The 26720-nt window shown below is 63.2% G+C and carries 29 protein-coding genes; 20 read left to right on the forward strand and 9 right to left on the reverse strand.

The annotated features are described in order from the left end of the window. From infB to pnp, 6 genes are all read left to right on the forward strand, one after another. Positions 1-2347: translation initiation factor IF-2 (infB, locus tag RCO24_RS18910; protein ID WP_308964245.1), on the forward strand; the 2347-nt coding region annotated here is incomplete at its 5' end. A 169-nt stretch (positions 2348-2516) separates the two neighbouring features. Next, positions 2517-2915, forward strand: coding sequence for a 30S ribosome-binding factor RbfA (rbfA, locus tag RCO24_RS18915; protein ID WP_308964246.1), 399 nt, complete (start codon positions 2517-2519; stop codon positions 2913-2915). A gap of 161 nt (positions 2916-3076) precedes the next feature. Further along, positions 3077-3994 (forward strand): tRNA pseudouridine(55) synthase TruB, encoded by a 918-nt coding sequence (gene truB, locus RCO24_RS18920; RefSeq protein ID WP_308964247.1) that lies wholly within the window; start codon positions 3077-3079, stop codon positions 3992-3994. Between the two features lie 222 nt (positions 3995-4216). Beyond that, complete coding sequence (locus RCO24_RS18925) at positions 4217-5488, forward strand: S41 family peptidase (protein WP_308964248.1); 1272 nt, start codon at positions 4217-4219, stop codon at positions 5486-5488. Positions 5489-5813: 325 nt separating this feature from the next. Beyond that, positions 5814-6083, forward strand: coding sequence for a 30S ribosomal protein S15 (rpsO, locus tag RCO24_RS18930; RefSeq protein WP_308964249.1), 270 nt, complete (start codon positions 5814-5816; stop codon positions 6081-6083). 175 nt (positions 6084-6258) lie between these two features. Then, the gene (pnp, locus tag RCO24_RS18935) at positions 6259-8454 is read left to right on the forward strand and encodes a polyribonucleotide nucleotidyltransferase (RefSeq protein ID WP_308964250.1); all 2196 of its coding nucleotides are present in this window, start codon (positions 6259-6261) and stop codon (positions 8452-8454) included. 118 nt (positions 8455-8572) lie between these two features. Here pnp and RCO24_RS18940 read toward each other — a convergent pair whose 3' ends face one another. The 3 genes from RCO24_RS18940 to RCO24_RS18950 are packed head-to-tail and all read right to left on the reverse strand — an operon-like array spanning position 8573 to position 10265. Further along, positions 8573-9304 carry a CbiX/SirB N-terminal domain-containing protein gene (locus RCO24_RS18940; RefSeq protein WP_308964251.1) on the reverse strand — a complete coding sequence of 244 codons (732 nt, stop codon included), beginning with the start codon at positions 9302-9304 and terminating at the stop codon, positions 8573-8575. Then, the gene (locus RCO24_RS18945) at positions 9301-9894 is read right to left on the reverse strand and encodes a DUF4202 domain-containing protein (RefSeq protein ID WP_308964252.1); all 594 of its coding nucleotides are present in this window, start codon (positions 9892-9894) and stop codon (positions 9301-9303) included. The genes RCO24_RS18940 and RCO24_RS18945 overlap by 4 nt, the downstream gene beginning before the upstream one ends. Positions 9895-9905: 11 nt before the next feature. After that, positions 9906-10265 carry a DMT family protein gene (locus tag RCO24_RS18950; RefSeq protein ID WP_308964253.1) on the reverse strand — a complete coding sequence of 120 codons (360 nt, stop codon included), beginning with the start codon at positions 10263-10265 and terminating at the stop codon, positions 9906-9908. A 146-nt stretch (positions 10266-10411) separates the two neighbouring features. On the opposite strand from RCO24_RS18950, the gene RCO24_RS18955 reads away from it, so the two are divergent. The 6 genes from RCO24_RS18955 (at position 10412) to RCO24_RS18980 (ending at position 14456) form a co-directional block, all read left to right on the forward strand. Then, on the forward strand, positions 10412-10990 hold the full coding sequence (locus RCO24_RS18955; protein WP_308964254.1) for a sigma-70 family RNA polymerase sigma factor: 579 nt from the start codon (positions 10412-10414) through the stop codon (positions 10988-10990). Further along, positions 10987-11703 (forward strand): anti-sigma factor domain-containing protein, encoded by a 717-nt coding sequence (locus RCO24_RS18960; RefSeq protein WP_308964255.1) that lies wholly within the window; start codon positions 10987-10989, stop codon positions 11701-11703. Before RCO24_RS18955 ends, RCO24_RS18960 begins: the two co-directional genes overlap by 4 nt. A 201-nt stretch (positions 11704-11904) precedes the next feature. Further along, the gene (locus RCO24_RS18965; RefSeq protein ID WP_308964256.1) at positions 11905-12171 is read left to right on the forward strand and encodes a hypothetical protein; all 267 of its coding nucleotides are present in this window, start codon (positions 11905-11907) and stop codon (positions 12169-12171) included. Between the two features lie 81 nt (positions 12172-12252). Then, a complete protein-coding gene (locus tag RCO24_RS18970; protein WP_308964257.1) occupies positions 12253-13134 on the forward strand; it encodes a DUF692 domain-containing protein in 882 nt (293 codons plus the stop codon). Further along, positions 13124-13966, forward strand: a complete 843-nt coding sequence (locus tag RCO24_RS18975) for a DNA-binding domain-containing protein (protein ID WP_308964258.1) — start codon at positions 13124-13126, stop codon at positions 13964-13966. Before RCO24_RS18970 ends, RCO24_RS18975 begins: the two co-directional genes overlap by 11 nt. A gap of 106 nt (positions 13967-14072) precedes the next feature. Then, entirely contained in the window at positions 14073-14456 is a 384-nt protein-coding gene (locus RCO24_RS18980; protein ID WP_308964259.1) for a DoxX family protein, read from the forward strand. 157 nt (positions 14457-14613) lie between these two features. On the opposite strand, the gene RCO24_RS18985 is transcribed toward RCO24_RS18980, so the two are convergent. After that, complete coding sequence (locus tag RCO24_RS18985) at positions 14614-15354, reverse strand: superoxide dismutase (RefSeq protein WP_308964260.1); 741 nt, start codon at positions 15352-15354, stop codon at positions 14614-14616. 115 nt (positions 15355-15469) lie between these two features. Here RCO24_RS18985 and RCO24_RS18990 point away from each other — a divergent pair, with 115 nt between their 5' ends. Both RCO24_RS18990 and RCO24_RS18995 read left to right on the forward strand, forming a co-directional pair. Continuing rightward, a complete protein-coding gene (locus tag RCO24_RS18990) occupies positions 15470-16204 on the forward strand; it encodes a TlyA family RNA methyltransferase (protein ID WP_308964261.1) in 735 nt (244 codons plus the stop codon). Further along, positions 16197-17420, forward strand: a complete 1224-nt coding sequence (locus tag RCO24_RS18995) for a methyltransferase (RefSeq protein ID WP_308964262.1) — start codon at positions 16197-16199, stop codon at positions 17418-17420. The genes RCO24_RS18990 and RCO24_RS18995 overlap by 8 nt, the downstream gene beginning before the upstream one ends. A 77-nt stretch (positions 17421-17497) precedes the next feature. Here RCO24_RS18995 and RCO24_RS19000 read toward each other — a convergent pair whose 3' ends face one another. Continuing rightward, the gene (locus tag RCO24_RS19000) at positions 17498-17665 is read right to left on the reverse strand and encodes a hypothetical protein (RefSeq protein ID WP_308964263.1); all 168 of its coding nucleotides are present in this window, start codon (positions 17663-17665) and stop codon (positions 17498-17500) included. A 218-nt stretch (positions 17666-17883) separates the two neighbouring features. Here RCO24_RS19000 and RCO24_RS19005 point away from each other — a divergent pair, with 218 nt between their 5' ends. Both RCO24_RS19005 and RCO24_RS19010 read left to right on the forward strand, forming a co-directional pair. Then, a complete protein-coding gene (locus RCO24_RS19005) occupies positions 17884-19146 on the forward strand; it encodes a DUF3419 family protein (RefSeq protein WP_308964264.1) in 1263 nt (420 codons plus the stop codon). Between the two features lie 113 nt (positions 19147-19259). Beyond that, positions 19260-19949, forward strand: coding sequence for a class I SAM-dependent methyltransferase (locus RCO24_RS19010; protein ID WP_308964265.1), 690 nt, complete (start codon positions 19260-19262; stop codon positions 19947-19949). On the opposite strand, the gene RCO24_RS19015 is transcribed toward RCO24_RS19010, so the two are convergent. Next, positions 19911-20930, reverse strand: coding sequence for a VTT domain-containing protein (locus RCO24_RS19015; RefSeq protein ID WP_308964266.1), 1020 nt, complete (start codon positions 20928-20930; stop codon positions 19911-19913). The genes RCO24_RS19010 and RCO24_RS19015 overlap by 39 nt on opposite strands. 92 nt (positions 20931-21022) lie before the next feature. After that, entirely contained in the window at positions 21023-21469 is a 447-nt protein-coding gene (locus RCO24_RS19020) for a hypothetical protein (protein ID WP_308964267.1), read from the reverse strand. Positions 21470-21617: 148 nt separating this feature from the next. Between RCO24_RS19020 and RCO24_RS19025 the strand changes: the two genes are divergently transcribed. The 3 genes from RCO24_RS19025 (at position 21618) to RCO24_RS19035 (ending at position 23793) form a co-directional block, all read left to right on the forward strand. Next, the gene (locus RCO24_RS19025; RefSeq protein WP_308964268.1) at positions 21618-22586 is read left to right on the forward strand and encodes a quinone oxidoreductase; all 969 of its coding nucleotides are present in this window, start codon (positions 21618-21620) and stop codon (positions 22584-22586) included. 23 nt (positions 22587-22609) lie between these two features. Further along, positions 22610-23242, forward strand: coding sequence for a glutathione S-transferase N-terminal domain-containing protein (locus RCO24_RS19030; RefSeq protein ID WP_308964269.1), 633 nt, complete (start codon positions 22610-22612; stop codon positions 23240-23242). 281 nt (positions 23243-23523) lie between these two features. Next, the gene (locus RCO24_RS19035; RefSeq protein WP_308964270.1) at positions 23524-23793 is read left to right on the forward strand and encodes a hypothetical protein; all 270 of its coding nucleotides are present in this window, start codon (positions 23524-23526) and stop codon (positions 23791-23793) included. A 64-nt stretch (positions 23794-23857) separates the two neighbouring features. Here RCO24_RS19035 and rpoH read toward each other — a convergent pair whose 3' ends face one another. Both rpoH and RCO24_RS19045 read right to left on the reverse strand, forming a co-directional pair. Then, positions 23858-24748, reverse strand: coding sequence for an RNA polymerase sigma factor RpoH (rpoH, locus tag RCO24_RS19040; protein ID WP_308964271.1), 891 nt, complete (start codon positions 24746-24748; stop codon positions 23858-23860). A 299-nt stretch (positions 24749-25047) separates the two neighbouring features. Beyond that, positions 25048-26160: an RluA family pseudouridine synthase gene (locus RCO24_RS19045; protein ID WP_308964272.1), complete on the reverse strand. Its 1113-nt coding sequence runs from the start codon at positions 26158-26160 to the stop codon at positions 25048-25050. 132 nt (positions 26161-26292) lie between these two features. On the opposite strand from RCO24_RS19045, the gene RCO24_RS19050 reads away from it, so the two are divergent. Continuing rightward, positions 26293-26694: a hypothetical protein gene (locus RCO24_RS19050; protein WP_308964273.1), complete on the forward strand. Its 402-nt coding sequence runs from the start codon at positions 26293-26295 to the stop codon at positions 26692-26694. The last annotated feature ends 26 nt before the right edge of the window (positions 26695-26720 follow it).

Here is a 26720-nt window from a genome sequence, read left to right on the forward strand (position 1 = left end):
GGCACCGGCTGCACCGGCGCCCGTTGCTGAGGCCGCTCCCGCACCAGCGCCCGCTCCGCGTGCGCCCACCGCTCCGGCTGCGCCGCGCGCCGCGTCAGCTCCGTCCTCGCCTTCTTCTTCCGCGCGCCCGGCTTCGTCTTCTCCCGGGTCGCGCCCGCATGGGCATGACAGCTCGCGCCCTGCGCAGCGTCCGCGCCCGACCAGCTACGACACGCGTTTTGCGCCTCGCGAAGGCGGGCGCCCGAAGCAGATCGAGCTGCCGCGTCCAGCCGGTGGACCGCCTCCTGCCGATCGCGGCGGAGCATCCGGGGAACCCACGAAGCTCGTCAGAAAAGACGATGCTCGCCCGCGGCCCGTTGCTGTCGAGACGCCCGACGACGAAGAGAGCCGCGCCATCAAGCGCGGCGGCAAGCTCGTGCGCGTGCCCGTAAAGGCGCCCGTCGTCGACGAAAAGCGCGAACGCGGCAAGCTCACCATCAACAACGCACTCGACGAGCAGCAGCGCGAACGGTCGCTGGCTTCGCTCAAGCGTAAGCGCGAGCGCGAAAAGCTGAAGGCCATGGGCATTCAGCAGCCCAGAGACAAGATCGTGCGCGAAGTCGTCATTCCCGAAGCCATTACCATCCAAGAGCTCTCCAACCGCATGACGGAGCGCGCCGTCGACCTCATCAAGTTCCTGATGAAGCAAGGCGCGATGCACAAGATCACCGACGTGATCGACGCGGATACGGCCGAGCTCATCGTTTCGGAATTCGGCCATACGGCGAAGCGCGTTTCGGAAGCGGACGTCGAATCCGGCTTCATCGGCGAGAAGGATGCCGAGGAGAGCCAACAGCCGCGTGCGCCCGTCGTCACCATCATGGGCCACGTCGACCACGGCAAGACCTCGCTGCTCGACGCCATCCGCAAGACCAACGTGGTTGCGGGCGAAGCCGGCGGCATCACCCAGCATATCGGTGCCTATCAGGTGACGACGCCTTCGGGCGCGAAGGTGACGTTCATCGATACGCCTGGCCACGCCGCCTTCACGGCGATGCGTGCGCGCGGCGCGAAGGTGACCGACATCGTGGTTCTGGTGGTTGCGGCCGACGATGGCGTCATGCCGCAGACGGTGGAAGCCATCAATCACGCCAAGGCCGCGAACGTGCCGATCATCGTCGCGATCAACAAGATCGACAAGCCGGCGGCTGAGCCGAAGCGCGTGCAGACGGATCTGCTTTCGCACGAGATCGTGGTCGAGAGCATGGGCGGCGAGACGCTCGAAGTGCCGGTTTCGGCGCTGAAGGGCACCAACCTCGACAAGCTGCTCGAGACGATCCACCTGCAGGCGGAAGTGCTCGATCTCAAGGCCAACTCCGATCGCTCCGCGGAAGGCGTCGTCATCGAAGCCAAGCTCGAACGCGGGCGCGGACCTGTCGGTACGGTGCTCGTGCAGCGCGGAACGCTCAAGGTCGGCGATATCGTCGTTGCCGGCATGGCGTGGGGCCGCGTGCGTGCGCTGATCGACGATCAGGGCAAGAACGTCGATGGCGCCGGGCCTTCGGTTCCCGTCGAGATCCTGGGCTTCAGCTCGGCACCGGAAGCGGGCGATCAGATCGCCGTCGTCGAAAACGAAGCACGTGCGCGCGAGATCACGGATTACCGCATCAGAAAGCGCCGCGAGACGCTGGGTTCGGCCGGTACGCCGCGTACGCTCGAGCAGATGATGCAGACGCTGAAGGATGCGGCCGGCAAGAAGGACTTCACCCTCGTGATCAAGGGCGACGTCCAGGGCTCGGTGGAAGCCATCCAGGGCGCGCTCAAGAAGCTCGGTACCGACGAGGTCGAGGCGCGCATCGTGCACTCGGGCGTCGGTGGAATCACGGAATCGGATATCGCGCTCGCCGGGGCATCCAAGGCCGTCGTCGTCGGCTTCAACGTGCGTGCCAACGCGCAGGCGAAGCAGGTGGCGGATTCCCAGGGCATCGAGATCCGCTACTACAGCATCATCTACGATCTCGTGGACGACGTGAAAGGCGCCATGTCCGGTCTGCTCGCGCCGACGCTGCGCGAGAACTTCCTCGGCTACGCGACGATCAAGCAGGTGTTCAACATCTCCAAGGTCGGCAAGGTCGCGGGCTGTATCGTCACGGAAGGCAAGGTCGAGCGCGGCGCGAAGGTGCGTCTGCTCCGCGACAAGGTCGTCATTCACGAAGGCACGCTCTCGATCCTCAAGCGCTTCAAGGACGATGTCAAAGAAGTGCCGGTCGGCCAGGAGTGCGGTATGGCGTTCGCCAACTACCAGGACATCCGCGAGGGCGACGAGATCGAGTGCTTCCAGGTGGAGACCATCAAGCGGTCTCTCTAGCGCTCACGGGCCTATTCAGCTAAGGCGGCCAGCCGCCTTAGCTTGGCCCTCCGCGGGGGCGGCGCACTAGCGCCGGGTCGCGTTGCTCCCCGGCCCCCTTTGGGGGCCGAAGTATTGTCAAAGAGGCGTTGGCCTCGTGCCGGTTCGATCCCGGTAGGATTGAGAAGATATGTCCAGACGAAAATCACACCAAGCCAAGGGGCCGACGCAGCGGCAGTTGCGCGTCGGCGAGCTGATCCGCCACAAGCTGGCGGAGATGCTGGCGCGCGGCGAGATCTATGACGACGTGCTCGCGTCGCATGTGACGACGATTACCGAGGTCCGGATGTCGCCGGATTTGCGGCTCGCGACGGCCTACGTCATGCCGCTCGGCGGCAAGGACACCAAGACCGTTATCGATGCGCTCAATCGCAACACAAAGTTCATTCGCGGCGAGATCTCGCACGCGGTGGATTTGCGCGTTGCGCCGGACGTGCGCTTCCGCGAGGACGAGACCTTCGAGGAGGTCACGCGCATCGACCGGCTGCTGCACAGCGAGAAGGTTCGCCGCGACGTCGAAAAGGACTGACGCGGCGCGCGAAGTTCCTCGTTGTCATCCCGGACGCCGAGCGGTGATCCGGGATTTAGGGCGATAGCTGAAACGGATCATGCAGGCTCCGGCTCCCGGCCCCAAGAGCATCCTAGGCCGGGATGACAGAGAGCGATTGTTGCTTCCAGAAAGACCTCACGATGGCACGACGTAAAAAAGGTAATCCGGTTCACGGCTGGCTGGTGCTCGACAAGCCGTTCGAGATGACGTCGACGCGTGCCGTCGGCATTCTGAAGCGGCTGTTTTTCGCACAAAAAGTTGGCCACGCAGGCACGCTCGATCCGCTCGCGACCGGTATTCTGCCGATTGCGTTCGGGGAGGCGACGAAGACGGTTTCGTTCGCCGTCGATGGCGAGAAGGTCTATCGCTTCGCCGTGCGCTGGGGCGCCGAGACGGCGACCGACGACGCGGAAGGCGACATCACGGCGACCGGCGAGAGCCGGCCGACCGTTGCCGACATCGAGGCGCTGCTGCCGCAGTTCACCGGCGAGATCATGCAGGTTCCGCCACAGTTTTCGGCGATCAAGGTCGACGGCGAGCGAGCCTATGCGCTGGCGCGTGACGGCGAGGAAGTCGTGCTCGATGCGCGCCCCGTGGTGATCGACGAGCTCAGGCTGATCGACGTACCGAACGTCGATACGGCGATATTCGAGGCGCGGTGCGGCAAGGGCACCTACGTGCGCGCGATCGCACGCGACATGGGCCGCGCGCTTGGCTGCCGGGGGCATGTGATCGAGCTTCGGCGCACGCGGGTCGGGCCTTTTGCGGAAGAAGAATCCGTCTCGCTCGAAGAGATCGAGGAGGCGGCCGAGGCCGGGGAAGATCTGGCGTCGTTCTTGCGGCCTGTGGAAATGGCGCTCGGCGAAATTCTCGAGATCAATGTCAGCGCGTCGGATGCGGCGGATCTCGCGCAGGGGCGCAGCATCCTGATCCGAGGCCGTGATGCACCGGTGTTGGGCGGGGCGGCCTACGCCATCTCGAAAGGGCAGATCATCGCGCTCGGCGAGATCGAAAAGGGCGCGCTGCATCCCACACGGGTCTTCAATTTCGGCGGATAACGCGTTTTTCATTCATGCGTGTCTGGATCGCGGCCTTCGCCGGGATGACGTCGTTATAGCAAACATGAACGGCTAGAATTCAGACACGCCGCAAACCGTGTGCCGTTCCCAATAATTGGATGTCGCGGAGGGGGCCTGCGACGGCGCTCCGGAATAGTCCGCATCTGTATCATGCGCGAAGGCCTCCTATATGCCTGCTGGCCGGGTATTGCTGGAGGCCCCATGCATTCTTCTCAAACACGTTTCAACGTGCTTGCAGCCGTTCGCGGGCCCGTCACCCTTGCCCTGATGGCAGGGCTGGTGGCGCTCACCTCCGCTGCCGCACCGGCCTTGGCGCGTGAGGGGGACAAGGCCGAGGTTTTCGACGAAGCCGCGCGTCTCGTTCAGAACAACTTCTATGATCGCTCGCTTGCCGGGAAGGACTGGGACGCGGTGATTGCGCGTTACCGGCCGCGCTACCTCGCGTCCGCCGGCGTTCAGGAGAAGTCGGAGGCCATCAATGCGATGCTGGGCGAGCTCAAGGCGTCGCACATGATCCACGCGACGCCGGAAGACCCGCGCTATTACCAGCTGGTCGATATCTTCCGCTTCGGTCTGCGTGACAGTATCCGCAAGCATCTGCCGTCGGGCGTCTCGTATCCCGGCATCGGCATCTTCACGCGCGAGATCGAAGGCAAGACGTTCGTGACCGGCGTCATCGCGGGGCTCGCGGCAGCGAAAGCCGATGTCGCCGTGGGGGATGAGATCGTCTCTGTGGACGATGCGCCGTTCCAGCCGGTGGCGTCGTTTCGCGACAAGGTCGGCTCGGCCGTGAAGCTTTCGCTTCGCCGCGTGCGGGGCGGGCCGGTCTCGGTGGTCGAAGTGAAGCCGGAACGCATCGAGCCCGGCAAGGCGTTCCGCAACGCCATGAGCGAGGGCGCGCGGATCATCGAGGCGAACGGCAAGCGCATCGGCTACATTCGTGTGTGGTCCTACGCGGGGCAGGACTACCAGGACATCCTGATGGAGGAGCTTGCCTCGGGGAAGCTCAAGGACGCGGACGCCCTGATCTGGGATCTGCGCGACGGGTGGGGCGGCGCACAGCCGCGTTACCTCGATCTTTTCAATGCGCGCGGTCCGGACATGACGTTCACCGAGCGCTCGGGGAATACCGACTTCGCGAGCTTCAAATGGCGCAAACCGGTGGCGATGCTGGTCAACGACGGCACGCGCAGCGGCAAGGAAGTGCTCGCTTATGGCTTCAAGAAATACGGCTACGGCGAGGTGATCGGGACGCGTACGGCCGGAGCGCTGCTGGCGGGGCGCGGATACCTGCTCTCGGATGGCAGCTTCCTGATGGTTGCGGTCAACGACGTGGCGGTCGACGGTGAGCGGCTGGAAGCTAAGGGCGTGGCCCCGACGATCGAGGTTCCGTTCGAGGTTCCCTATGCCGGCGGGGCCGATCCGCAGCTCGCCAAGGCGGTCGAGGTCCTGAGCGAGGGTACGAAGGGGTGAATTCTTGTTGTGATAATCACAACTAACGATTGCGTATGTGCAACTTTTCGCCTCGTCATTTTGCGCTTTATGTAGCTAAATCAATGAATCCTGTCGGCTCACCGAGGGCGACGCTCGCTACCCATGTTGTGATAATCGCAACTTTCGCTCGCGAGATCCCGGTGAATGTGTATAAAACGCCATCCCGTTCGTGCCCTTCGGCGCGGACGGCGTTTTCGCTTGCGACCTGGCTGGACGACATCCCGGCCATGGCCGTTTCCCAAAGGACAGATCACCGTTTCGCACGGCGCGATCGTCCAGAACTCCATCCTGAAAGGAGCCTCCGATGTCGCTGACTGTTGAGCATAAGTCGAAAGTTATCAAGGACAACGCCACCAAGGCGAACGATACCGGCTCGCCGGAAGTGCAGGTCGCGATCCTGACCGAGCGTATCAATGGCCTCACTGAGCATTTCAAGGCGCACAAGAAGGACAACCATTCGCGCCGTGGCCTGCTCAAGATGGTGAGCCAGCGCCGCCAGCTTCTCGACTACGTGAAGCGCAAGGACGAAGCGCGCTATCAGAAGATCATCGAGAAGCTCGGCATCCGCCGCTAAGCGACAGCGTGCCGGTCGGTCTCCGATGGCGCAAAGTCTTAAGGCTCCGAGCATTTCGCGAATGCAGTGAAAGAGTGGCGTCGCCGGCCTTTTGGGTTCGCGGCGCCGCTGGCATTCGTGCTAAGAAGCCGCGCATCAAAGAGACATGAAACAGAGATAGAACGAAAGAACGAACATGTTCGATATTCATCGCGTGGAAATTGAATGGGGCGGCCGTACGCTCAAGCTGGAAACAGGGCATATGGCCCGCCAGGCTGACGCCGCCGTTTACGCGCAGTACGGAGAAACCAGCGTGCTGGCGACTGTCGTCGGCGCCAAGAGCCCGAAGCCGGGCATCGATTTCTTCCCGCTGACCGTCAACTACCAGGAACGCACGTACGCCGCCGGCAAGATCCCGGGCGGCTATTTCAAGCGCGAAGGACGCCCGACCGAGAAGGAGACGCTGACGAGCCGTCTCATCGATCGCCCGATCCGCCCGCTGTTCGTCGACGGCTTCAAGAACGAAGTGCAGGTGGTCGTCACCGTGCTTTCGCATGACCTCGAGAACGATCCCGACATCGTCGGCATGGTTGCAGCTTCGGCTGCCCTCACGCTTTCGGGCTTGCCGTTCCTCGGCCCGATCGGCGCGGCCCGCGTCGGCGTGATCGGTGGCGAATACGTGCTGAACCCGATGATCGACGAGATGACGGAAAGCACGCTCGATCTCGTCATCGCCGGCACGCATGATGCCGTGATGATGGTCGAGAGCGAGGCGAAGGAGCTTCCCGAGAAGGTGATGCTCGATGCCGTCATCTTCGGCCACAAGCATATGCAGCCGGTGATCCAGGCCATCATCAAGCTCGCCGAAAAGGCAGCCAAGGAGCCGTGGGACATCCAGATCCCGGATGCGGACAAGTACAAGAAGCAGGTCAAGGCCATTGCCGGCGACCTGCTGAAGACCGCCTTCTCCACCAAGGAGAAGGGCAAGCGCCAGACCCTCGTCTCGGAAGCCAAGAAGAAGGTTGTCGAGGGCGTCGAGCTGACGTCCGAAGATGCAAGCGAGAAGGTGCTGCTGATCGACGCGTTCAAGGCGCTCGAGATGGACATCATGCGCGGCGACGTTCTCAAGACCAAGCGGCGCATCGACGGGCGCGATCTCGAAACGGTTCGTCCGATCCTTTCGGAAGTGCACGTGCTGCCGCGTACGCACGGCTCGGCGCTGTTCACGCGCGGCGAGACGCAGGCGCTGGTTGTCGCGACGCTCGGCACCGGCGAAGACGAGCAGTACATCGACAGCCTGGAAGGCACCAAAAAAGAGCGCTTCCTGCTGCACTACAACTTCCCGCCCTACTCGGTCGGTGAGACGGGCCGCATGGGTTCGCCCGGCCGCCGCGAAATCGGCCACGGCAAGCTCGCCTGGCGCGCTGTTCGTCCGCTGCTGCCGAAGCAGGAGGAGTTCCCGTACACGCTGCGCGTTGTCTCCGAAATCACCGAGAGCAACGGTTCGTCTTCGATGGCGACGGTCTGCGGCACTTCGCTTGCGCTGATGGATGCGGGCGTTCCGCTTAAGTCGCCGGTGGCGGGTATCGCCATGGGCCTCATCAAGGAAGGCGAAGACTTCGCGGTGCTGTCTGACATTCTCGGCGACGAGGATCATCTCGGCGACATGGACTTCAAGGTGGCGGGCACGACCAACGGCGTGACTGCGCTGCAGATGGACATCAAGATCACCGGCATCACCGAGGAGATCATGAAGGTCGCCCTCGAGCAGGCGAACAAGGGCCGCCTGCATATCCTGGGCGAGATGGCCAAGGCGCTGACCGGGGCTCGTGAAGAGCTCGGCGAGCATGCGCCGCGCATCGAGACGATCAAGATTCCGACCGACAAGATCCGCGAAGTGATCGGCTCGGGCGGCTCTGTGATCCGCGAGATCGTGGCCGAATCCGGTGCCAAGATCGACATCAGCGACGACGGCACGGTGAAGATCGCGTCGGCCAACCGCGAGAGCATCGAGAAGGCGCTTGCCCGCATCAAGGGCATCACGTCTGAGCCCGAGGTCGGCCAGATCTACAAGGGCAAGGTCGTGAAGATCATGGAGTTCGGCGCGTTCGTGAACTTCTTCGGCGCGAAGGACGGTCTCGTGCACATCTCGCAGCTGACGCAGGGCCGTCCGCAGACGGTTGGCGAAGTGGTCAAGGAAGGCCAGGAAGTTTACGTCAAGCTTCTGGGCTTCGACGATCGCGGCAAGGTGCGTCTGTCGATGAAGATCGTGGATCAGGCAACGGGCGCGGAAATCCCGCGTGCCGAGGGCGAGCCCGAGGAAGTGTTCTCGGCCGAGCGTCCGCCGCGCCGCGATCGCGAGGGTGGTGGACAGCGCCGCCGCCGGGAGTAGTTCGCTCTCGTTTGCGATGTTCGTAAAATTGGAAGGCCGCGGGGCTCACGCTCCGCGGCCTTTTTCTTGGTTTCGTCTGGCCTTCTCGTCGAGGGCGCGGGGCGCGTGCTTGCGAGGATCAGGGTCGGGCAGCAGCCGAGAGTGCCGCGGCGATGAGGGGGGCTGCGGCGGGCGAATTGCCGATGGCGCCGGTATAGATCGCGTTGGCGCCGGTTTCGGCGATGGCTTCGGGAACGTCTTCTCCGGCGTGCATGCCGTTGCCGAAGAAGAACCCTGCGACGACGGTTGGCGCCGAAGTGACGCGCAGGGCGTCATCGAGAAAGGGGTCTTCCTCCAGGAAAGCGGTCGTGACGCTGGCGAAGCGGCGCGCGAGGGCGGCACGAGCCGCGGCTTTGCGGGTGGCGCTTGCGGAAGCGGGACCGAGCTTCGAGCCGTGGCCGACGACGAGAAGACGGGATTTCGAAGGGTCGAAGCCCTCCTGCTCCGCCGTTGCAATCGCTTCGTTCACGAGCACGTCGGAAAGGGTCGGATCGAGGCCGAGCGGGATCAGCAGTTTCGGTTCGCTCGCGAGGCCGGCCGCAGCGATGCGCTCGCGCACTTTGTTGACGAAATAGCCGTCGGCCATGAACAGCGGATAGACGGCGATCGACGCGGCGCCGGAGGTAGCGGCTTCGGCAAGCGCGTGCTCGATCGTGCGCTCGCCCTTGAGCACGCCGGTGAAAACGCGAAGTCCCGTGAGCTTGCGCACGGCCTCAGCCTGAGATTCGAGCGCGGCGTTGGGGGAGGTGCCGCCGCGGTCGCCGTGGGCCACCAGCACGGCCGCCAAAGTTTGCTGCGCAGGCGCGGTCATGGGGTGGCGGCTTGTGCGGCAGCCGCTTCGAGCGCGCCGACAATTGCCGGCGGGAGATCGAGCGCAACGGCCGAGCGTTTGCCATGCTCCGACATCTTGGCCAGCGTCTTGGCGAGGATGGTCACGACCTTCTCGGGTTCGTGCTTGGCGGCAAAGTCTTCGGCGTAATAGGCCAGAAAGACGAGGGCGGCGGTATCTTCGAGCGCTTGCGTTTCGGCGTCCTTGCGCAGGTTCTCCTTGCGCAGAAGCGATCCGACGCGGGCGATTTCCTCGGCGCTGTAGCCGCAGTTGGCGAGAATTTCGCCAGCCCATTCGGCGTGCTTGCGGCCGAGATCCTTGCGCCATCTGAGATAGCCGGGGCGGTCCATCGGGTAGGAGTTGCGCGGGACCTCCCAGCGGCGGATGTGTTGCGCGCGGACAGCGAGCCGGAGCGCTTCCGACGCATCAGGATAGAGGCGCGCCAACATCGTCGACATGCGCTGGCCGTAAATCAGCTCCGCCGGATGCTCGGCTCCGTCCACCCGCACGCGGTTCGGATCCTTGCTGTTGGCGGCGTCGATGCCGTCAGAGGCGGCGTTCAATCGGTCCATTTCGGCGTTCCTTACAACGGGCCTCGAAAGATGAAATAGGCGCCCGCCACGATCAGTGCAAAGCCCACGAAGTGGTTTACCGTCAACGGCTCGTGCAGAACCAGGACGGAAAACCCGGCGAACACGGTGAGGGTTATGACCTCCTGGATGGTCTTGAGCTCGGCCGTCGTGTAGGTGCCATGGCCGAACCGATTGGCGGGAACGGCCAGGCAATATTCGAAGAAGGCAATGCCCCAGCTCGCCAGGATGACGATCCACAGAGGAGCCGCCTTGTACTTCAGGTGGCCGTACCAGGCGAAGGTCATGAACACGTTCGAAGCGACGAGCAGGACGATGGGCACAAGATTGGTCGGCAGTCCGAAACTCTGCAAGGGGTTCTCCGTATAGACTAGTCGGGGCACTCGGCTTGGTGAGCGGCCGATGCAATCCTGATTAAGGCAACGGAACGCTGCTGTCTCGACAGTCAGTGGCAATCCGCTATTACTGAAGGCCGATTTCGGGTCCGGTGCTCCGCCGGATGCTGTTTGCGCCCACAGGTTGGGATTTTATGAAGTCGTCGCGTCAGCAACTCGATGAACTCCTTGCCGGGGTGGCGCGCGGCGATGAAGCCGCGTTTGCGGAGCTTTATCAGGTGACGTCCGCGAAACTCTATTCGGTCGCGCTGCGTATCCTTCGGAGTAATGCGGTCGCCGAGGACGTGGTTCAGGATAGCTATTTCAAGATTTGGGAGCGCGCTCGGGATTTTGACGCTGGGATTGCGTCCCCCATCACTTGGATGGCTGCCATCGTCCGAAATCGGGCGCTGGATGAAGTTCGCCGCCGGGCGGTGCGTCCTGCGGCAGATGTTTCCGAACTCGACCACATTGCCAGTGACGACGAGCATCCAGTCGAGGTGATCGGACGGCAGGAGGATGTTGCCCGGCTGATGCGCTGCCTCGAGGGGCTTGAACCCGAGAGACAGCAAATGGTCCGGCTCGCCTATCTCGACGGCCTCAGCCGGGAGGCGCTGGCAAAGAGGTTCGATCGGCCGGAAGGAACTATCAAGACGTGGCTGCACCGCAGCCTCGCACAGTTGAAGGGGTGCCTCGAGCGATGACCGAGCTCGACGACATCGATGGACTGGCCGCCGAGTATGTTCTCGGAACGCTTTCGCGCGAGGAACGCGAGGAGGCGGCGGCGCGTCTCGATCGCGATCCGGGATTTGTAGAAGCGGTTGCGGCGTGGGAGCGCCGCCTCGGCCCGTTGTCCGAAGTCGTGGCGCCCGTGCAGCCGCCGCCGGGGCTTTACAACAAGATCCGAGCCCAGATCGGGCTTGCCTCCAACGTCGTGTCGCTCAAGGCGCGCGAGCAGACGATGCTGCGGCGCGCGAACCGGTGGCGCGCGGCGGCGGGTGCGATGACGGCGCTCGCGGCTTCGCTCGCCGGTGTCGTGGTGTGGCAGGATTACGATCGGCGCCAGATGCCGACGCAGTACGTGGCGGTTCTGCAGGCGACCGACGCTTTGCCGGCGTTCCTGCTGACCGTCGATACCAAGACCAACATGTTCGTGATCTCGGCGATGAAAAAGCCAGCCGAGCCGGAGAAATCCTATCAGCTCTGGCTCGTACACGACGAGATGGCGCAGCCGAAATCGCTCGGTGTCTTCGACGATAGCGAGATGGACGTCCGGCCTATGGCCGGCGGCAAGATGCACGACATGATGATGGACGGAACCTATGCCGTTAGTGTCGAGCCCAAAGGGGGTTCGCCGACCGGGCTTCCGACAGGGCCGGTCGTGTTCAGCGGTAAGCTGGTCAAAGCGACGCCTTAACGCGTTTGCGTCCTTGGATGCATGGCGTGAAGCTGCTCTCGCCAACCGTCGATATCTTTTTCTCGATTTAAAATTCCTCGCGCTGAAACCCGTGCGCGCGCCGCCCCGTAGCTACCAGCATGCTTCCCAAGTCGGCGCCCGGGTCGGGAAGCTTTTTTGAACTCAGTCCGGGACGTGTTCATCATAAAAAAGGATACGCTCATGAAATTCACGGTGACATCTGGATCCGCGCTCGCCGCTGCTGCGGCAACCCTGCTCCTCGCTGGCGCTGTCGCGACGCCGAGCTTCGCAGCCGAAGAGGCAAAGGGACACTGCATGGGCGCCAACGCGTGCAAGGGCACAAGCGCCTGCAAGACCGCGACCAACGCCTGCAAGGGCCAGAATGCGTGCAAGGGGCAGGGCTTCACGGAGTCGACAAAGGCCGATTGCGCGAAGGTCGAAGGCGCCAAGTTCGAGCCCGCGAAGTAAGGCCGAGCGATCGGGATCATGTCCGGTGGCGGCACTGCGCTGCCGGGCATGTCTCTCATGCAAATGATCGAGGAGATGCCAATGTCGTCAGTGGATCGAAGACCGCGCGCAACGGCAATTCAGGCATCCAAGCCGCCTTATCTCGGGTTTGGTCTCGGGCTGCGTCCTCAGCACTATCAGGATATTCTCGACGGCGATCCGAACGTCGACTGGTTCGAGGTGATCTCGGAGAATTACATGGTGCCGGGCGGGCAGCCGCTCAAAATGCTGGATCGCATTCGAGACCGGTATCCGATCGTCATGCACGGCGTTTCGCTTTCGATTGCGTCTACGGCGCCGATCAATGTGGATTATCTGCGCGACCTCAAGGCGCTGGCCGCGCGCAGCGAGCCGGTGTTCATCTCCGACCATCTGTGCTGGACCGGCGTGCACGGCGTCAATCTGCACGATCTCCTGCCTGTGCCCTACACGCGCGAGGCGCTCGATCACGTGGTAGCCCGCGTCCATCATGTTCAGGACTATCTGGGGCAAGCCATCGCGCTCGAAAACGTCTCGAGCTACGTGCAGTTTTCTCATTCCGAAATGAGCGAGTGGGAGTTCATCGCCGAGCTTACCAAGCGCACTGGCTGCTGGCTGGTGTTCGACGTCAACAACGTGTTCGTCTCCGCGTTCAACCACGAGTTCGACGCGCACGCGTTCATTGCCGGCATTCCGAAGGAACGGATCGTTCAGTTCCATCTCGCCGGGCACGAGCACAATATGAGCCACATCGTCGACACGCATGATGCGCTGATCTGCGACGAGGTGTGGGATCTCTACCGCTCGGCGCTTCGCCACTTCGGGCCGGTTTCTGCGATCATCGAGCGGGACGACCACATTCCGCCGCTTGATGAATTGGTGGCGGAACTCGATCAGGCGCGGTGCGTGGCGGCGGAAACGCTCGGGCAATCTTATGCCGCATGAGACGCCAACGCTTGCGGAGCTGCAGGCCCGCTTTCAGGCGGCGATCGTCGGTGGTTCGGACGACATTCTTGGGTTCATTCCGCCTAACTCGCGGACGAGCAATGCGGTGCTGTTCGGCGTCTATCGGTTTGCCTATGTGAGCCGGCTGGTGGAGGTGGTGCGGAACGCCTATCCGATGCTCGCGCGTCATATGAGAGATGATGCGTTCGTTCGCATGGCGGAACGCTATGTCGCGCGGTATCCGTCGCGGCACGCCAACGCGCGTTGGTATGCGACCGATGTTCCGGAGCTTCTGAGTGAGGGCGACTATGCCGATGCTCCGGTGCTCCGCGAGATCGCACTCATTGAGCGGCAGCTTGACCAGGCGTTCGATGCGGTGGACGCGCCGGTGCTCGATCTCGCTGCCTTGGCGCAGCATCCGCCCGAAACGTGGTCCGATCTGGTATTCGCAGCCCATCCTTCGGTCGCGCTGCTGACACTCGACACGAACGCGTTCGACATCTGGGTGGCACTCAAGAACGAGCTGCCGCCGCCGGATGTCACTGTGCACGATGCGCAGGAAAGTTTCCTGGTCTGGCGCTGGGACGGTGTGCCTAACGTGCGCCGCGTGAGCGACGAGGAGCGCATGCTGTGGAGCGAGGCCGTCAGGGGCAAGCCGTTCGGCGGGCTCATGGAAATGGCGGCGACTTACGGTGCGCCAAGCGAGGCGGCTTTGCGGGTCGCGCAGTATCTCAACGGCTGGCTCTCAGCGGGATTGCTCAGTGAGGCAATGCTCCGGCCGCGCGAGGCGGCTAAAGCGTTCGACGCTGTTCCGACGGATCGCACGATATAGCTCTTGGTTTTGGAGCATTTTCTTACAACGGACCGGTGTCCAATTCGCCAGAAGCGCTTTAGGGTGAGGGTGCAGTCGGGTCCACACTCATCCAACAGGGAAAACCATGACTTCGACACACGATCTCACGAGCCTCGTTGCGCGCCTTCTTCTTGCGCCCATTTTCATCATTGCCGGCATCGGGAAAATCACTGGCTATGAGGGGTCCGTCGGCTACATGGAGGCTTACGGGCTTCCGGGAATTTTGCTGCCGCTCGCCATCGTCACGGAGCTTGGTGGCGGGCTCGCCATTCTGTTCGGCGTATTTTCGCGCTGGGCGGCGCTCGCGCTCGCCGGCTTCTCGATCGTTGCGGCGCTCGTCTTTCACACCGCGTGGTCGGGTGACGGCGGGCAGATGCAACAAATCAGCTTCCTCAAGAACCTGGGTCTCGCCGGCGGCCTGCTGCTGCTGTTCGCGAACGGCCCCGGCCGATATGCCGTGAAGGATTAGGCTATCTTCCCTCTCCCCATTGTCTCGAATTCAATGGGGAGAGGTCTCTTCGGTGAGACGGAATACGTACGCTTCGAATTTTTCCCGCTCTGCCGATTCACGCCGCGGCCGATAGGTGCCGCGACGATCCGAGCGCGTGGGTTCGAAGCGACCATAGTCAGATCTTGAGGGTTCCGGCCTTGGCGGCGGCGTAGCGTTCGCCGACGGCCTTCCAGTTCACGACGTTCCACCAGGCTTTCAGGTAGTCGGCACGCTTGTTCTGGTATTTCAGATAATAGGCGTGCTCCCAGACGTCGTTGCCGATCAGTGCGCGTCCGCCGTCCATCAGTGGCGTGTCCTGGTTCGGCTTCGAGACGAGCGCGAGCTTGCCGCCCTTGTCGACGGTTACGAACACCCAGCCTGAACCGAAGACCTTGGTGCCGGCGGTGTTGAAAGCTTCCTGGAGCTTTTCGAGGCCGCCGAGATCGCTGTCGATCGCGGCCTTCAGCTCGCCTTCGGGGCCGGGGCCGCCAGGCGCGCCCATGATCTGCCAGAACATCGAGTGGTTGGCGTGCCCACCGCCGTTGTTACGGATGGCGGTGCGGACGGCTTCCGGAACCTCGCTGAGCTTGGCGAGAATGTCCTCGAGCGGCAGCTTGGCGAGGTCGCCGTGATCCTTGAGGGCGGTATTCAGGTTTTTGACATAGGCGGCGTGGTGCTTTCCGTGGTGGATCCCCATCGTCGTCGCGTCGATATGGGGTTCGAGAGCTGCGGGGTCGTAGGGCAGCGCGGGCAAGGTAAACGGGCCTTCCGGGGCCGTATCTGCAAAGGCGCGGCCAATGCCGCCTGTCGAGACGGCCGTGACGAGCGTGGCAGCACCGGCGGCGCAAAGAAAGTTTCGGCGATTGGGTTTCATCATCAGCGGTCTCCGTCTACTTCTGGATGCCTGATTTCCATAGTTCATATCGATATATAGCGTTCCTCTGTGGCACAACCAGCAGGGGCCGGCAAAGTTCAACACGGAATGCACGGCGATGGGGCTGAGGCTCGACAAAGCGCTGCTTGAAAGGGGATTGGTGCCGACCCGGTCGCGGGCGCGGGACCTGATCGTCCGTGGGGCGGTGATCGTCGATGGGGCGGTGCAGCTGAAGCCCGGCGCCGTGGTGGCGGACAATGTGCCGATCGTACTTGCGGAGGCTGCGGACTATGTTTCGCGGGGTAGCCACAAGCTCGCGGCCGGGCTCGAAGCGTTCGGGTTCGATCCGGAAGGCCGGGTTGCGCTCGATATCGGAGCCTCCACCGGCGGGTTCACGGACCTGCTGCTGCAGCGTGGTGCAAAGCACGTGTATGCGGTTGACGTGGGGCACGGACAGCTGCATCCGCGCTTGCGCGACGATCCGCGAGTGACGTCGCTCGAGGGCTTCGATGCGCGGGCGCTCACGGCACAGGAGATCGATCAGGAGGTGACGGCGGTCGTGGCCGACGTGAGCTTCATATCGCTTGAAAAGGCGCTTCCGGCCGGGCTTGCGCTGGCCCGGGCCGGGAGCTGGCTGGTGGCGCTGGTGAAGCCGCAATTCGAGGCGGGACCGCAGGCGATCGGGAAGGGCGGCATCGTGCGGGACGCCGACGTGCGCGACGCGCAGGCGGAAAAGATCGCTGCCTGGATCGCGGCGCGCCCCGGCTGGCAGGTGGATGGCGTCATCGCTTCTCCGATCGAAGGCGGATCGGGCAATCAGGAGTTTCTGCTTGGAGCGCATTTCGATGGCTGAGAGCACGGAGCTCACGATCGAGCGGCTCGGCGCCAAGGGCGACGGCATCGCCATGCGCGAAGGCGCTCCGGTTTATGTGCCGTTCGCGCTTCCGGGCGAGCAGTGGCGCATCGGATCCGAAGGTGCGCAGCGGCTCAAGGACAGCGCAGAGCGCGTCGAACCAGCCTGCCGCCACTTCCTGCAGTGCGGCGGCTGCCTCGCGCAGCATATGTCGCCCGCGCTCTATCGCGATTGGAAACACGGGCTCGTGGTCGAAGCGTTCCGCCATCGCGGTCTCGATGCCGAAGTGGCGCCGGTCGTCGTCGTCGATGGCAACTCGCGGCGGCGCGCATTTCTGGGTGTCGAGCGGCGTGGCGCAGAGGTCATCATCGGCTTTCGCGAGGAAGGCCAGCATACGCTGGTCGATCTCGCCGAATGCCCGGTGCTCGATCCGCAGATCGTCGCGACGGTGCCGGGCTTGCGGGAGATGGCGCGCCGCGTGATGGTCGATCGCGCGGGCGGGCGTCTCGTTGTTACCAAGCTCGATCATGGCCTCGATGTCTCGTTCGACAACGGGCGAAAAGATCTCTCACCGCATGAACGGGCCGAGCTTGGCGCGCTCGCGCAGAAGATGAGGCTGGCGCGGCTCGTGGTCGGTGGCGAGGAGATCGTTTCCGGTGGGCGGCCGGTTTTGACCATCGGTGGCGTCGAGGTGGAGATTGCGCCGGGGCTGTTCCTGCAAGCGGTGCCGGAAGCGGAGCGGCTGCTAGCCGATCTCTGCGTCGCCGCGTTGCCGAAACGGGCGAAGAAGGTTGCCGATCTCTTTTCTGGGGTTGGGACGCTGACGTTTCCGCTCGCGCGGCGCGCGTCGGTCGTGGCCTACGACAGCGACCGGCGGGCGATCAACGCGTTGGCTGGCGCGATGCGGCATGCGCAGGGTTTGAAACCTGTCACGGCAACGGTGCGCGATCTCTATCGCGATCCGCTCTCGGCGCGGGAACTCGCCGAGTTCGACGCGGTGGTGCTCGATCCGCCGCGTGCGGGCGCGGCCGAGCAGGCGGAGCGTCTCGCGAAATCGAAGGTGCCGGTAGTGATCGCGGTGTCGTGCAATCCGGCGACGCTTGCGCGCGATGCCCGGACGCTGATCGACGGCGGCTATCGGATGGGGCCGGTCACGCCGATCGACCAGTTCCTGTTCTCGCCGCACGTGGAAGCGGTGACCGTGTTCCAGCGCTAGATAAGCTCAGACACACTTTTAGCCCCGGCTGCCGGGGCAACCAGGGCTTCAAGCAAATCGCCGTGTCGTTGAGAGGGTTAGGCCGAGGCCTTCGCCTTGGCGGCGCGCAGCTTGCCCGACTGCTTCTTCAGGCGCTTGCGAGCGGCGGCGGTGTTGCCCTGTATGCGGGTGACCTTGTCGCGGGGAATCGCGCGGCGAGCCTTCTTCTTCTGGGTCTCGACCTTGCGGGGATGACGGGCGGTCATGGTGAAAATCCTCGTAAATGCCGGGCGCTGCGCCCGTGTCCGATCTGTGACGCCTCGTCTAAGGGATCTTGCCGCCCGAGGCAAGCCGAACGGCGGAAAAGCCCGGCCCCGGGTCCAGGGTGTCGCATGGGGTCCACAGCTTGCCGCAGAGTTGTCACAGGGCTGCAACATGAAATCGTTAGTCGGGCCGGATGAATAAGGATACCCGGGGATTTGCGATGGGCGGAGCGGCTGAGGCGCACGTACAAGGTGAAGGCGAACTGAACCGGGGGCGCAACCATCGCCTCGCCGAGGCTGTGCATCGGTACGGAGCGGCGAGCCGAAAGGGCCTCGAGGAGCGGTTTTTTACCTGGGCGTTCTCGGGGCTTGTCTACCCGCAGATCTGGGAAGATCCGGTGGTCGATCTCGAAGCCATGGCGCTGAAGCCCGGCGAGCGGGTCGCCGCGATCGCGTCGGGCGGGTGCAACGTGTTCTCGTACGTGACGGCTGAGGAAGTGCAGGTCACTGCGCTCGACCTCAATCCGGCACACGTGGCGCTCAACAAGCTCAAGCTGGCGGCGGTCACGCACAGCCCCGACTACGAAACCTTCGCGCGCTTTTTCGTGTCTGCTGCCGATCCCGAGACAGCCGGAATCTACGATCGCATCCTGGCGCCACATCTCGACCGGACGACGCGGGCCTACTGGGAAGGGCGGGACGCGCTGGGGCGGCGTCGCATCAGCTATTTCGGCCGCAAGTTCTATCGGCAGGGTCTGCTCGGCTGGTTCATCACGGCTGGCCACGTGCTGACGCGGATGCACGGCCGCAACCCCGCGAAGCTGCTCGATGCAAAGAACCGCGCCGATCAGGAACGCTTGTTCAACGAAGAGCTCGCACCGCTGTTTGCGATGCGCCACATGCGCTGGCTCATGGACAAGCCGGCTTCGCTGTTCGGGCTCGGCATTCCGCCGTCGCAGTTCGATGCGCTCAAGGGTGATGCGCCGCACATGGCGGACGTGCTCAAGGAGCGCTTGGCGCGGCTCGCGTACGGCTTCGATCTCAAGGACAACTATTTCGCCTGGCAGGCGTTCGGACGCGGTTATGCGGCTGACGGCAAGGGGCCGCTTCCGCCCTATCTCGAGCGCGGAAACTGGGAGACGCTGAAGGCCCGTGCCGGGAACGTCAACGTGGTGCATGCGTCGTTCGGGGAGCATCTCGCGAGCTTCCAGGCGCCGGCTTACGACGCCTATGTGCTGCTCGATGCGCAGGACTGGATGACCGACGAGCAGCTCACGACGCTGTGGAGCGAGATCGTGCGGACGGGTAAGCCCGGTTGCCGCGTGATTTTCCGTACCGCGGGTGAGGAAACCATCCTGCCGGGACGCGTTCCGAATGCGATCCTGAGCCGCTTCCGCTACGATGCAGCGCGATCGCGGGCATTCACGGCTGCGGATCGCTCGTCGATCTATGGTGGGTTCCACCTCTATACGCTCGAGGCCTAGCGTGATGATCGAGAAATTCGCCAGATCATGCAGCCGTATTCCGAGCGAATTTCTCGATCTGAATCACATTAGTCGAGAACTTTGGCGAACTTCGGAATCGGGACACTAGCGCCATGGCTGATGCCGCTGCCGAGATGGACGCGATTTATCGCGTCCAGCGGCACATCTACGACGCGTCGCGCAAATATTATCTGCTCGGGCGCGATGGGCTTTTGGATTCACTTGCTCCCCCGCCCTCGGGAAGCATTCTCGAAATCGGTTGCGGGACGGGGCGCAATCTCATACTCGCAGCGCAACGGTATCCTTCGGCGCGCTGCTTCGGGTTCGATGTCTCGCGGGCCATGCTGGAGACGGCGGAAGCTTCCGTCGCCAAGGCCGGGCTTCAGCACAGCATTCAGCTCGAACAGGCCGACGCAGCTTTGTTCGATGCGAAATCGGTTTTCGGGATGGACGGCTTCGACCGCGTGTTCATCTCGTATGCACTGTCGATGATCCCGCCGTGGCGGGCCGCGTTGGAGCGCGCGTTTCAAGCGGTGAAGCCGGGCGGCTCGCTGCATGTCGTGGACTTCGGCGAGCAGAGCCGGTTGCCTCAGACGTTTCGGGCCGGGTTGCGCGCGTGGCTCCGGAAGTTTTCCGTCGAGCCACGGGCCGAGCTCGAAGGCGAGCTGCGGCGGCTCGCGGCGGATACGGGCGCGGTGCTGGTCTTCGAGCGGCCGTTCCGGGACTATGCTTGTCGTGCCATCCTGACGAAGCCTGCTGTCGCTTCAGGCCACAATTTTTCCGACCACCAGCGCGGGCAATAGAACGGCGAGCGCCCACAGCAGGGCGGAGCTGGCACTCGCGACCAGGAACGAACCCATCGGGCGTTCGAGATTGCCGGTTTCGAGCGGCACGAGTCCGCGGTTGAAACCCTGGAACTTGCTGATGAAGAGGCTCGGGAGGCCGCGGCTCTCGACGAAGGCGCGCGCGTCGGCGTGCTGCTTCTTGGTGGCGGAAAAAGGCCAGGTCTCGATACGAGCTTGGCGGTGCAGAATGCCTTTGTAGTAGGCGTAGAAGTCGCCGATGAAGGCGCCGATGGCGGCGGCGATCCATACCATCGGGAAATTGCCGTTGCCGATCACCATCAACGTGCCGAGGCCTAGAACCAAAAGCAGCGTCGGTACGAACAGGATCGGACGCGGGATGCTGTTGGCGATCGCAAGCAACAGGATGACCGACAGCACCGCATACTGGTGCGCGTGAAGGAACGCGATCACCTCATCCTTGAAGGTCACGAGGAAGAAGGAGGGTGCGATCACGCCCGCCGACCAGATGATCGCACTCAGGACGTTGGCGATCTGGAACGGCAACTCGCGCATGCGGAACATGCCGGCGACCACGGGGATGACGGCACGAACGGGGCCGAAGAAGTGGCCGAGGAAGACGCCGAAGGCGCCGTAGTGCTCGAAGAATTCCTGGGACTGCGTGATCAGATGTGGGCGCGTCGTGAACGGCCAAATGTTGTGGACGCTGTCCTTGAAGTAGCGACCGATCCAGAACGACACCGCATAGCCGAGCGAGCCGCCCAGGGCTGCGGCGATGATGGCGGAGGGCAGGATATGAGCCTCGACGCCGCTAGCAGCGAGCAGGGCGGCGATTCCGACCAGAATGGCGGTTCCCGGAATCAGGAGGGACAGAAAGCAAAAGCTCTCGCCAAACGCCACGATAAAGGCGACGGGGGCGGCCCAGCTTTCGTGCTCGCGCACGAAGGTTACGACCGTCTCGACAACTGCTTCCAAGGCCATTGAGGACCATACTCTCTTGTCAGGGGAGCGCGGCCAGTGCCACGCAGTGGAAGATCGAAGCCGATGCCCGGCCAGCCGTAATGTGGCGGCGGTCAGGCCTTCTTGCAACGACGATTGATTTCATTTTGTAATTCGCGTCCGACCTCTCCGGCCAGCATGGCGCTGCGGGAGACCTGGGCCGGCGTGAGGCGGGTCCCCATGCTGTTGAGGCTGGTGCGGGCGGTGTCGGCTTCGAGTTTGCCGCGCTTCAGCTCGTCGCAGGACAGCTCCTTTTTCTTGGTCTTGTAGGCAAACAACCGCACGCCCGAGGCATAGGCCTCCGGAGTGGGCGCTTCATGGACCCAGCTGCGGGATTTGTCGTCCACCATGTGACGCAGCGTGGCCTGGCGGCGGTTGATGCACTCGACGGAATCATCCACGCAGCCGAGACCGGCCCGCGCCTCGATCTCGGGACCGGCCCCGATGGCGCAGGCGCCGAGAGAAAGCGATACCGCGACGACATGCAGGTTCGCCGCGATCCGTGTGGCGGCGTAGCGCATGCTCATCCAAGGCCTCTTGTGATCACTTGATTGTGCCAATAGAAGGCACGCGTGGCAGGGTCAAGGCGATCCAAAGAGCGCCGCGTGTCGTAAGCATGGCGAAGCGCAATCGTCATGGATTCCCAATCCGTTTCATGGAGTTGCTCAAATGGTGCATGGAATACGCCTGCATGCCGTTGGCGGTCCGGATCGTCTGACGTGGGAGCAAATCGAAGTCGGCGCGCCAGGCCCGGGTGAAGTGCGAATCAGACAGCGCGCCGCCGGATTGAACTATATCGACGTTTATCATCGTACGGGGCTTTATCCGCTGGCCAACCTGCCGGCGGTGATCGGCATGGAAGGCGCGGGCGATGTGGTCGCGGTGGGCGAGGGCGTCACGTCGTTCACGGTCGGCGACCGGGTCGCTTACGGAACCGAGCTTGGTGGTTACGCCGAGGAGCGGTTGATCAAGGCGGACCGGCTCGTCAAGCTGCCGGACGGGATCTCCTACGAGACGGCGGCCGCGGCGATGCTCGCCGGCATGACCGCCCGCTACCTCCTGCGGGAGACCTACAAGGTGGGGCCAGGGACCGTGCTGCTGTTCCACGCGGCGGCGGGGGGCGTGGGGCTGATCGCTTGCCAGTGGGCGAAAGCGCTCGGGGCGACGCTGATCGGAACGGTCAGCACAGACGAAAAGGCCGAGATCGCGCGTGCGCACGGCGCACACCACGTGATCGTCACCTCGCGCGAAGATTTTGTGCAGAGGGTCCGCGAGATCACGGACGGTGAAGGATGCCATGTCGTGTATGACGGCATCGGCAAGGACACCTTCCCGCGCTCGCTCGACTGTTTGCGCAGGAAGGGTCTGTGGGTCAGCTTCGGCAATGCCTCAGGTCCGGTGCCGCCGTTCGAGCTGACGCAGCTCAAGGGCTCGCTGTTCGCAGCCCGGCCCTCGCTGATGGCCTACACCGCGACGCACGCCGAACTCGACGAGAACGCACAGGATCTCTTCCAGATGGTGCTGTCGGGCGCGATCAAGATTTCCGTCAACCAGACCTTCGCACTCAAGGATACGGCGGAGGCGCATCGTGCGCTCGAAGCACGCAAGACGACGGGTTCGACGGTTCTCACGATCTAAACATTTCCAATCCGGAGACTTTCATGGCCCAGAAGCCGATCGACTTCTATTTTTGGCCCACGCCGAACGGACACAAGATCCGCATCATGCTGGAAGAGTGCGGCTTGGCTTATCGGGTGAAGCCGGTCGACATCAACAAGGGCGACCAGTTCAAGCCGGCGTTCCTGCGCATTTCGCCCAACAACAAGATGCCCGCCATCGTCGATCCGAACGGGCCTGGCAAGGATCCGATCTCGATCTTCGAGAGCGGCGCCATCCTGCAGTATCTCGGCCGCAAGACCGGCGCGTTCTACCCCGACGACGAGCGCGGTCGCGTGCTGGTCGATCAATGGTTGTTCTGGCAGGTGGGCGGCTTCGGACCAATGGCTGGGCAGGCCCATCATTTCCGCCACTATGCGCCCAAGAAGATTGCTTACGGCATCGAGCGCTACACCAACGAGGTGACGCGTCTTTACGGCGTGCTCGACAAGCGCCTCAAGGGGCGCAGCTACCTTGCCGACGACTATTCGATCGCCGACATCGCGACGTTTCCATGGGCGCTGCATTGGCAGAGGCAGGGCCAGGATATCGGAGACTTCCCGCGCGTGAAGGCGTGGCTCGACCGGATCTCGAAGCGCGAAGCCGTGCAGCGGGGGCTTTCGGCGACGCTCGCCTGACGTTGCTGGATAATCCCAAGCCAATCGGCATTCTGGCGGTATGGTTACCGCAAGGTTTCCAAAATCGTTAAACTTGAATTTCCCTTTGCCCGGAAGTCGTTCGTTTGGCTCGAAACGAGTCGCGAATAAACCGGCTCTTGGCGAACGGCCTGTTCCCTCGTTTACCGCTTTTCATTGCTGGCGCCCCTATCGTTCGATCTCAGAGCCCCGGTTTTGCTGGCATGACCGGCAATGGCGCCAGGGCTCGCATTCGATTGGGAAGCTGCCAGAGGTAAACGGAAATGGCACGATTTGATTTTTCAGCCGAGGACATGGTCCACGGCGCTGCGCCGGTCGACGGTGCGGAAGCTTTTTTCCAGCTCGGTCTCATGTACTGCGCTGGGCGCGATGTGGAACTCGATCTGGTCGAGGCTCACAAGTGGTTCAATCTCGCGGCCTTGCGCGGCAACGACGCGGCGAAAAGCTACCGGCTCGAACTCTCGCGCGAGATGACCAAGAAGCAGATTTCAGCTGCGCAGAAGAGCGCGCGCGAGTGGCTTAGAATGCACTAGGGCCGTTCCGATTTTTTGCGGAACGACCCTAGGTCGTTGTCTATGCTCTAGTGCTTTTCGTTGGTCAGGCGGCGTCGCCGGTCTCCACACGAGCTGCGTTCTGCACGGCCTTCTGGACCTTCTCGAAGGCGCGTACCTCGATCTGGCGAATACGCTCGCGCGAAACGCCAAACTCGGTCGACAGCTCCTCGAGCGTGATCGGATCATCGACGAGACGTCGAGCTTCGAAGATGCGGCGCTCGCGATCGTTCAGGGTAGACAGCGCGTCGCTGAGATAAGATTTGCGACGACCCATCTCCTGGCTTTCGACAAGCTGCTCCTCCTGGTCAGGCTTATCGTCGACCAACCAATCCTGCCACTCGCCAGATTCGGAATCGGCGCGCACGGGTGCGTTGAGAGACGCGTCGCCACCGAGGCGGCGGTTCATCGACACGACGTCTTCTTCGGTCACGCCGAATTTCTTGGCGATCGTCTTGACGTGCTCAGGCTTCAGATCGCCTTCCTCGAGGGCCTGAAGCTGGCTCTTGGCACGGCGAAGGTTGAAGAACAGCTTCTTCTGCGCTGCCGTCGTGCCCATTTTAACAAGGCTCCACGAACGCAGGATGTACTCCTGGATCGAGGCGCGGATCCACCACATGGCATAGGTTGCGAGGCGGAAGCCGCGATCGGGCTCGAAGCGCTTCACCGCTTGCATCAGGCCGACGTTGCCTTCTGAAATGACCTCACCGATCGGAAGGCCGTAGCCGCGATAGCCCATGGCGATGCGTGCCACGAGACGCAGATGCGACGTGATCAGCTCCTGCGCGGCATCGGGATCGTTGTGCTCACGCCAACGCTTGGCCAGCATGTACTCCTGGTTCGGCTCAAGCATCGGAAACTTGCGGATCTCCTCGAGATAACGAGAGAGACCGCCGGAGCCGCCTGCAATTGTCGGTAGAGATTTCGCTGTTGCCATGTCCATCAACGCTATGGCCGGGTTGACCGGTCAGTGAACGCTCCCCATGTCTGAACCTGGAGATGATCCCGTCTTCAGGTCTGCTTCGTTATCGCAGGCCAACGACATTGAAGTTGCTCGCCTGCAGCACGTCAGCTGCCGCCGTCGGCACGTCCCACATACGTGGGTCCCGTGTCTCTGGCTGGTGTCGTCCGTGCCTTGCTTTCTACGCCAGTATTCAACGTTTGGATCGCTCGGCGGGTTTCGACATTCTCAATGCATTAACGAGATCCTAGTGCTGAATCCGTCGCTCGCGCTAATTACCGTTTGGAAACGTTGGGTTTCGCACGGCCCTTCGACTTTCGTGGAATATCCGCGGGAACGGGCTTCAAGGCCTCGTAGAGTGCTTCGATGTCGGGAGGTCGCGCACTTGTGAAGTGGAGGGCCTTTTGCGTGACCGGGTGTTGAAACCCCAACTCCTCCGCGTGGAGGGCCTGCCGGCCCAGGTTTTCCAAGGCAGTGGCGGCGTTTTCCGGCAACCGGCGGGCGCTCGACTTAAAGCCTGAGCCATAAACCGGGTCACCAATAACGGGGTGCCCGATATGAGTGAGATGCACGCGGATTTGATGCGTGCGGCCGGTTTCCAGACCCACCTTGAGGCGCGCGGCAAGGGGTTTGCAGTCGGGCCCAATAAAGGTCTCCACCACTTCGAAGTGGGTCACGGCGCGCCGGCCATGCTCTCCGCGCACGACGGCCATGCGCTTGCGGTTGATCGGGCTGCGGGCGAGGTTGGCTTCGATGGTTCCGGTCTGCCGCGCCGGAATGCCCCAGACGAACGCCTCGTAGGTGCGAACGAGCCGGCCGTCCTCGCCGTGGGAGGCAAACTGCTCGGCAAGCCCCTGGTGGGCGGCGTCCGACTTCGCAACGACCAACAACCCAGACGTATCTTTGTCGAGGCGATGCACGATGCCGGGCCGCTTCACGCCGCCGATGCCGGACAGCTCATCGCCGCAATGGGCGATGAGTGCGTTGACCAGCGTGCCCTGGGCGTGGCCAGCCGCGGGATGGACGACGAGGCCTGCCGGCTTGTCGAGAACAAGCAGGTGCTTGTCCTCATAAACGATGTGCAGGGGTAGGGCCTCGGCCGCGGGCTCGGCCGGCGTCGGCGGCGGGATCATGATTTCGTAGCGTTGGCCGTCCCGCACTTTCGCGCCAGGGTCGCGCGCCGGCCCCGCCGGGCCTGCGACGGTGCCCTGTCGAATGAGCGCCTGGACGCGAGCCCTGCTGATGCCGGCGAGCCGCTCGGCGAGAAAGCGGTCGAGCCGCATGCCGGCGTCGGTGGTCGTTGCCGTCAGTGCGTGGGTGCCGCTAGCAGGCTCGACGGGCGCCGTTTCCTCGGCATCCTCTTCGATTTCGATCTCGTCGTCGATCATGGTTGTGCGCCCGCGAATTTCTGTCGCCACGTGCGCCGGGAAGCTGTTAGAGCAGTGTCCGGCCTCGATCGACGTAGGCTCACACGAAGACTGGCGCACTCCGGCGCCGCGAAAGGCAAGGACTTCGACGGCATGACGCAGCCTTCGCGCGACACGAAACCCGACGATGCGGACGAGGCGGCTGCGCGTAAGCGCACGGAGCGCCTTCTGGTGTTCATCGTCTCTTTTCTCGGGTTGCTCATTGTCGCCGGCATTACCGCTGTCGTTCTCAGGATCATCTATCTCTCGGCGACGCCTTCGGCACAACAGGAGCCGTCACAGGTTGCAGGGGCTGCGGCGCCGGTTGCCGGGCTTCCGTCGCCAGATCGGCTCGATCTGCCGGCAGGCGCCGTCGTCAAATCCATCTCGGTGAGCGGGGACCGGCTGGCGGTTCACTACGAGGCCCCGAGTGGGGCCGGTATCGCGGTTTTGGACCTTGCAACGGGCGTCGTCACCCGGCGTGTGAGCATCGCTCCAGAAGCAGCCGGCCGGTAGCGCGGCTCTTTAGCCCACTTTATTGG

It is taken from the genome of Hyphomicrobium sp. LHD-15, assembly GCF_031157355.1.
Classification (GTDB): Bacteria; Pseudomonadota; Alphaproteobacteria; order Rhizobiales; family Hyphomicrobiaceae; genus Hyphomicrobium_C.

Coding starts and splice junctions, on each gene's coding strand:
- truB (WP_308964247.1), top strand. CDS start 3,077: ATGGCACGACGTAAAAAAGGTAATCCGGTTCACGGCTGGCTGGTGCTC.
- RCO24_RS19010 (WP_308964265.1), top strand. CDS start 19,260: ATGGCTGATGCCGCTGCCGAGATGGACGCGATTTATCGCGTCCAGCGG.
- RCO24_RS18975 (WP_308964258.1), top strand. CDS start 13,124: ATGCCGCATGAGACGCCAACGCTTGCGGAGCTGCAGGCCCGCTTTCAG.
- RCO24_RS19045 (WP_308964272.1), bottom strand. CDS start 26,160: ATGATCGACGACGAGATCGAAATCGAAGAGGATGCCGAGGAAACGGCG.
- RCO24_RS19035 (WP_308964270.1), top strand. CDS start 23,524: ATGGCACGATTTGATTTTTCAGCCGAGGACATGGTCCACGGCGCTGCG.
- RCO24_RS19030 (WP_308964269.1), top strand. CDS start 22,610: ATGGCCCAGAAGCCGATCGACTTCTATTTTTGGCCCACGCCGAACGGA.
- RCO24_RS19020 (WP_308964267.1), bottom strand. CDS start 21,469: ATGCGCTACGCCGCCACACGGATCGCGGCGAACCTGCATGTCGTCGCG.
- RCO24_RS18985 (WP_308964260.1), bottom strand. CDS start 15,354: ATGATGAAACCCAATCGCCGAAACTTTCTTTGCGCCGCCGGTGCTGCC.
- RCO24_RS18955 (WP_308964254.1), top strand. CDS start 10,412: ATGCTGTTTGCGCCCACAGGTTGGGATTTTATGAAGTCGTCGCGTCAG.
- RCO24_RS19005 (WP_308964264.1), top strand. CDS start 17,884: ATGGGCGGAGCGGCTGAGGCGCACGTACAAGGTGAAGGCGAACTGAAC.
- RCO24_RS18980 (WP_308964259.1), top strand. CDS start 14,073: ATGACTTCGACACACGATCTCACGAGCCTCGTTGCGCGCCTTCTTCTT.
- rpsO (WP_308964249.1), top strand. CDS start 5,814: ATGTCGCTGACTGTTGAGCATAAGTCGAAAGTTATCAAGGACAACGCC.
- RCO24_RS18965 (WP_308964256.1), top strand. CDS start 11,905: ATGAAATTCACGGTGACATCTGGATCCGCGCTCGCCGCTGCTGCGGCA.
- RCO24_RS19015 (WP_308964266.1), bottom strand. CDS start 20,930: ATGGCCTTGGAAGCAGTTGTCGAGACGGTCGTAACCTTCGTGCGCGAG.
- RCO24_RS19025 (WP_308964268.1), top strand. CDS start 21,618: ATGGTGCATGGAATACGCCTGCATGCCGTTGGCGGTCCGGATCGTCTG.
- RCO24_RS18945 (WP_308964252.1), bottom strand. CDS start 9,894: ATGGACCGATTGAACGCCGCCTCTGACGGCATCGACGCCGCCAACAGC.
- pnp (WP_308964250.1), top strand. CDS start 6,259: ATGTTCGATATTCATCGCGTGGAAATTGAATGGGGCGGCCGTACGCTC.
- rpoH (WP_308964271.1), bottom strand. CDS start 24,748: ATGGCAACAGCGAAATCTCTACCGACAATTGCAGGCGGCTCCGGCGGT.
- rbfA (WP_308964246.1), top strand. CDS start 2,517: ATGTCCAGACGAAAATCACACCAAGCCAAGGGGCCGACGCAGCGGCAG.
- RCO24_RS19000 (WP_308964263.1), bottom strand. CDS start 17,665: ATGACCGCCCGTCATCCCCGCAAGGTCGAGACCCAGAAGAAGAAGGCT.
- RCO24_RS18960 (WP_308964255.1), top strand. CDS start 10,987: ATGACCGAGCTCGACGACATCGATGGACTGGCCGCCGAGTATGTTCTC.
- RCO24_RS18970 (WP_308964257.1), top strand. CDS start 12,253: ATGTCGTCAGTGGATCGAAGACCGCGCGCAACGGCAATTCAGGCATCC.
- RCO24_RS18925 (WP_308964248.1), top strand. CDS start 4,217: ATGCATTCTTCTCAAACACGTTTCAACGTGCTTGCAGCCGTTCGCGGG.
- RCO24_RS18995 (WP_308964262.1), top strand. CDS start 16,197: ATGGCTGAGAGCACGGAGCTCACGATCGAGCGGCTCGGCGCCAAGGGC.
- RCO24_RS19050 (WP_308964273.1), top strand. CDS start 26,293: ATGACGCAGCCTTCGCGCGACACGAAACCCGACGATGCGGACGAGGCG.
- RCO24_RS18990 (WP_308964261.1), top strand. CDS start 15,470: ATGGGGCTGAGGCTCGACAAAGCGCTGCTTGAAAGGGGATTGGTGCCG.
- RCO24_RS18940 (WP_308964251.1), bottom strand. CDS start 9,304: ATGACCGCGCCTGCGCAGCAAACTTTGGCGGCCGTGCTGGTGGCCCAC.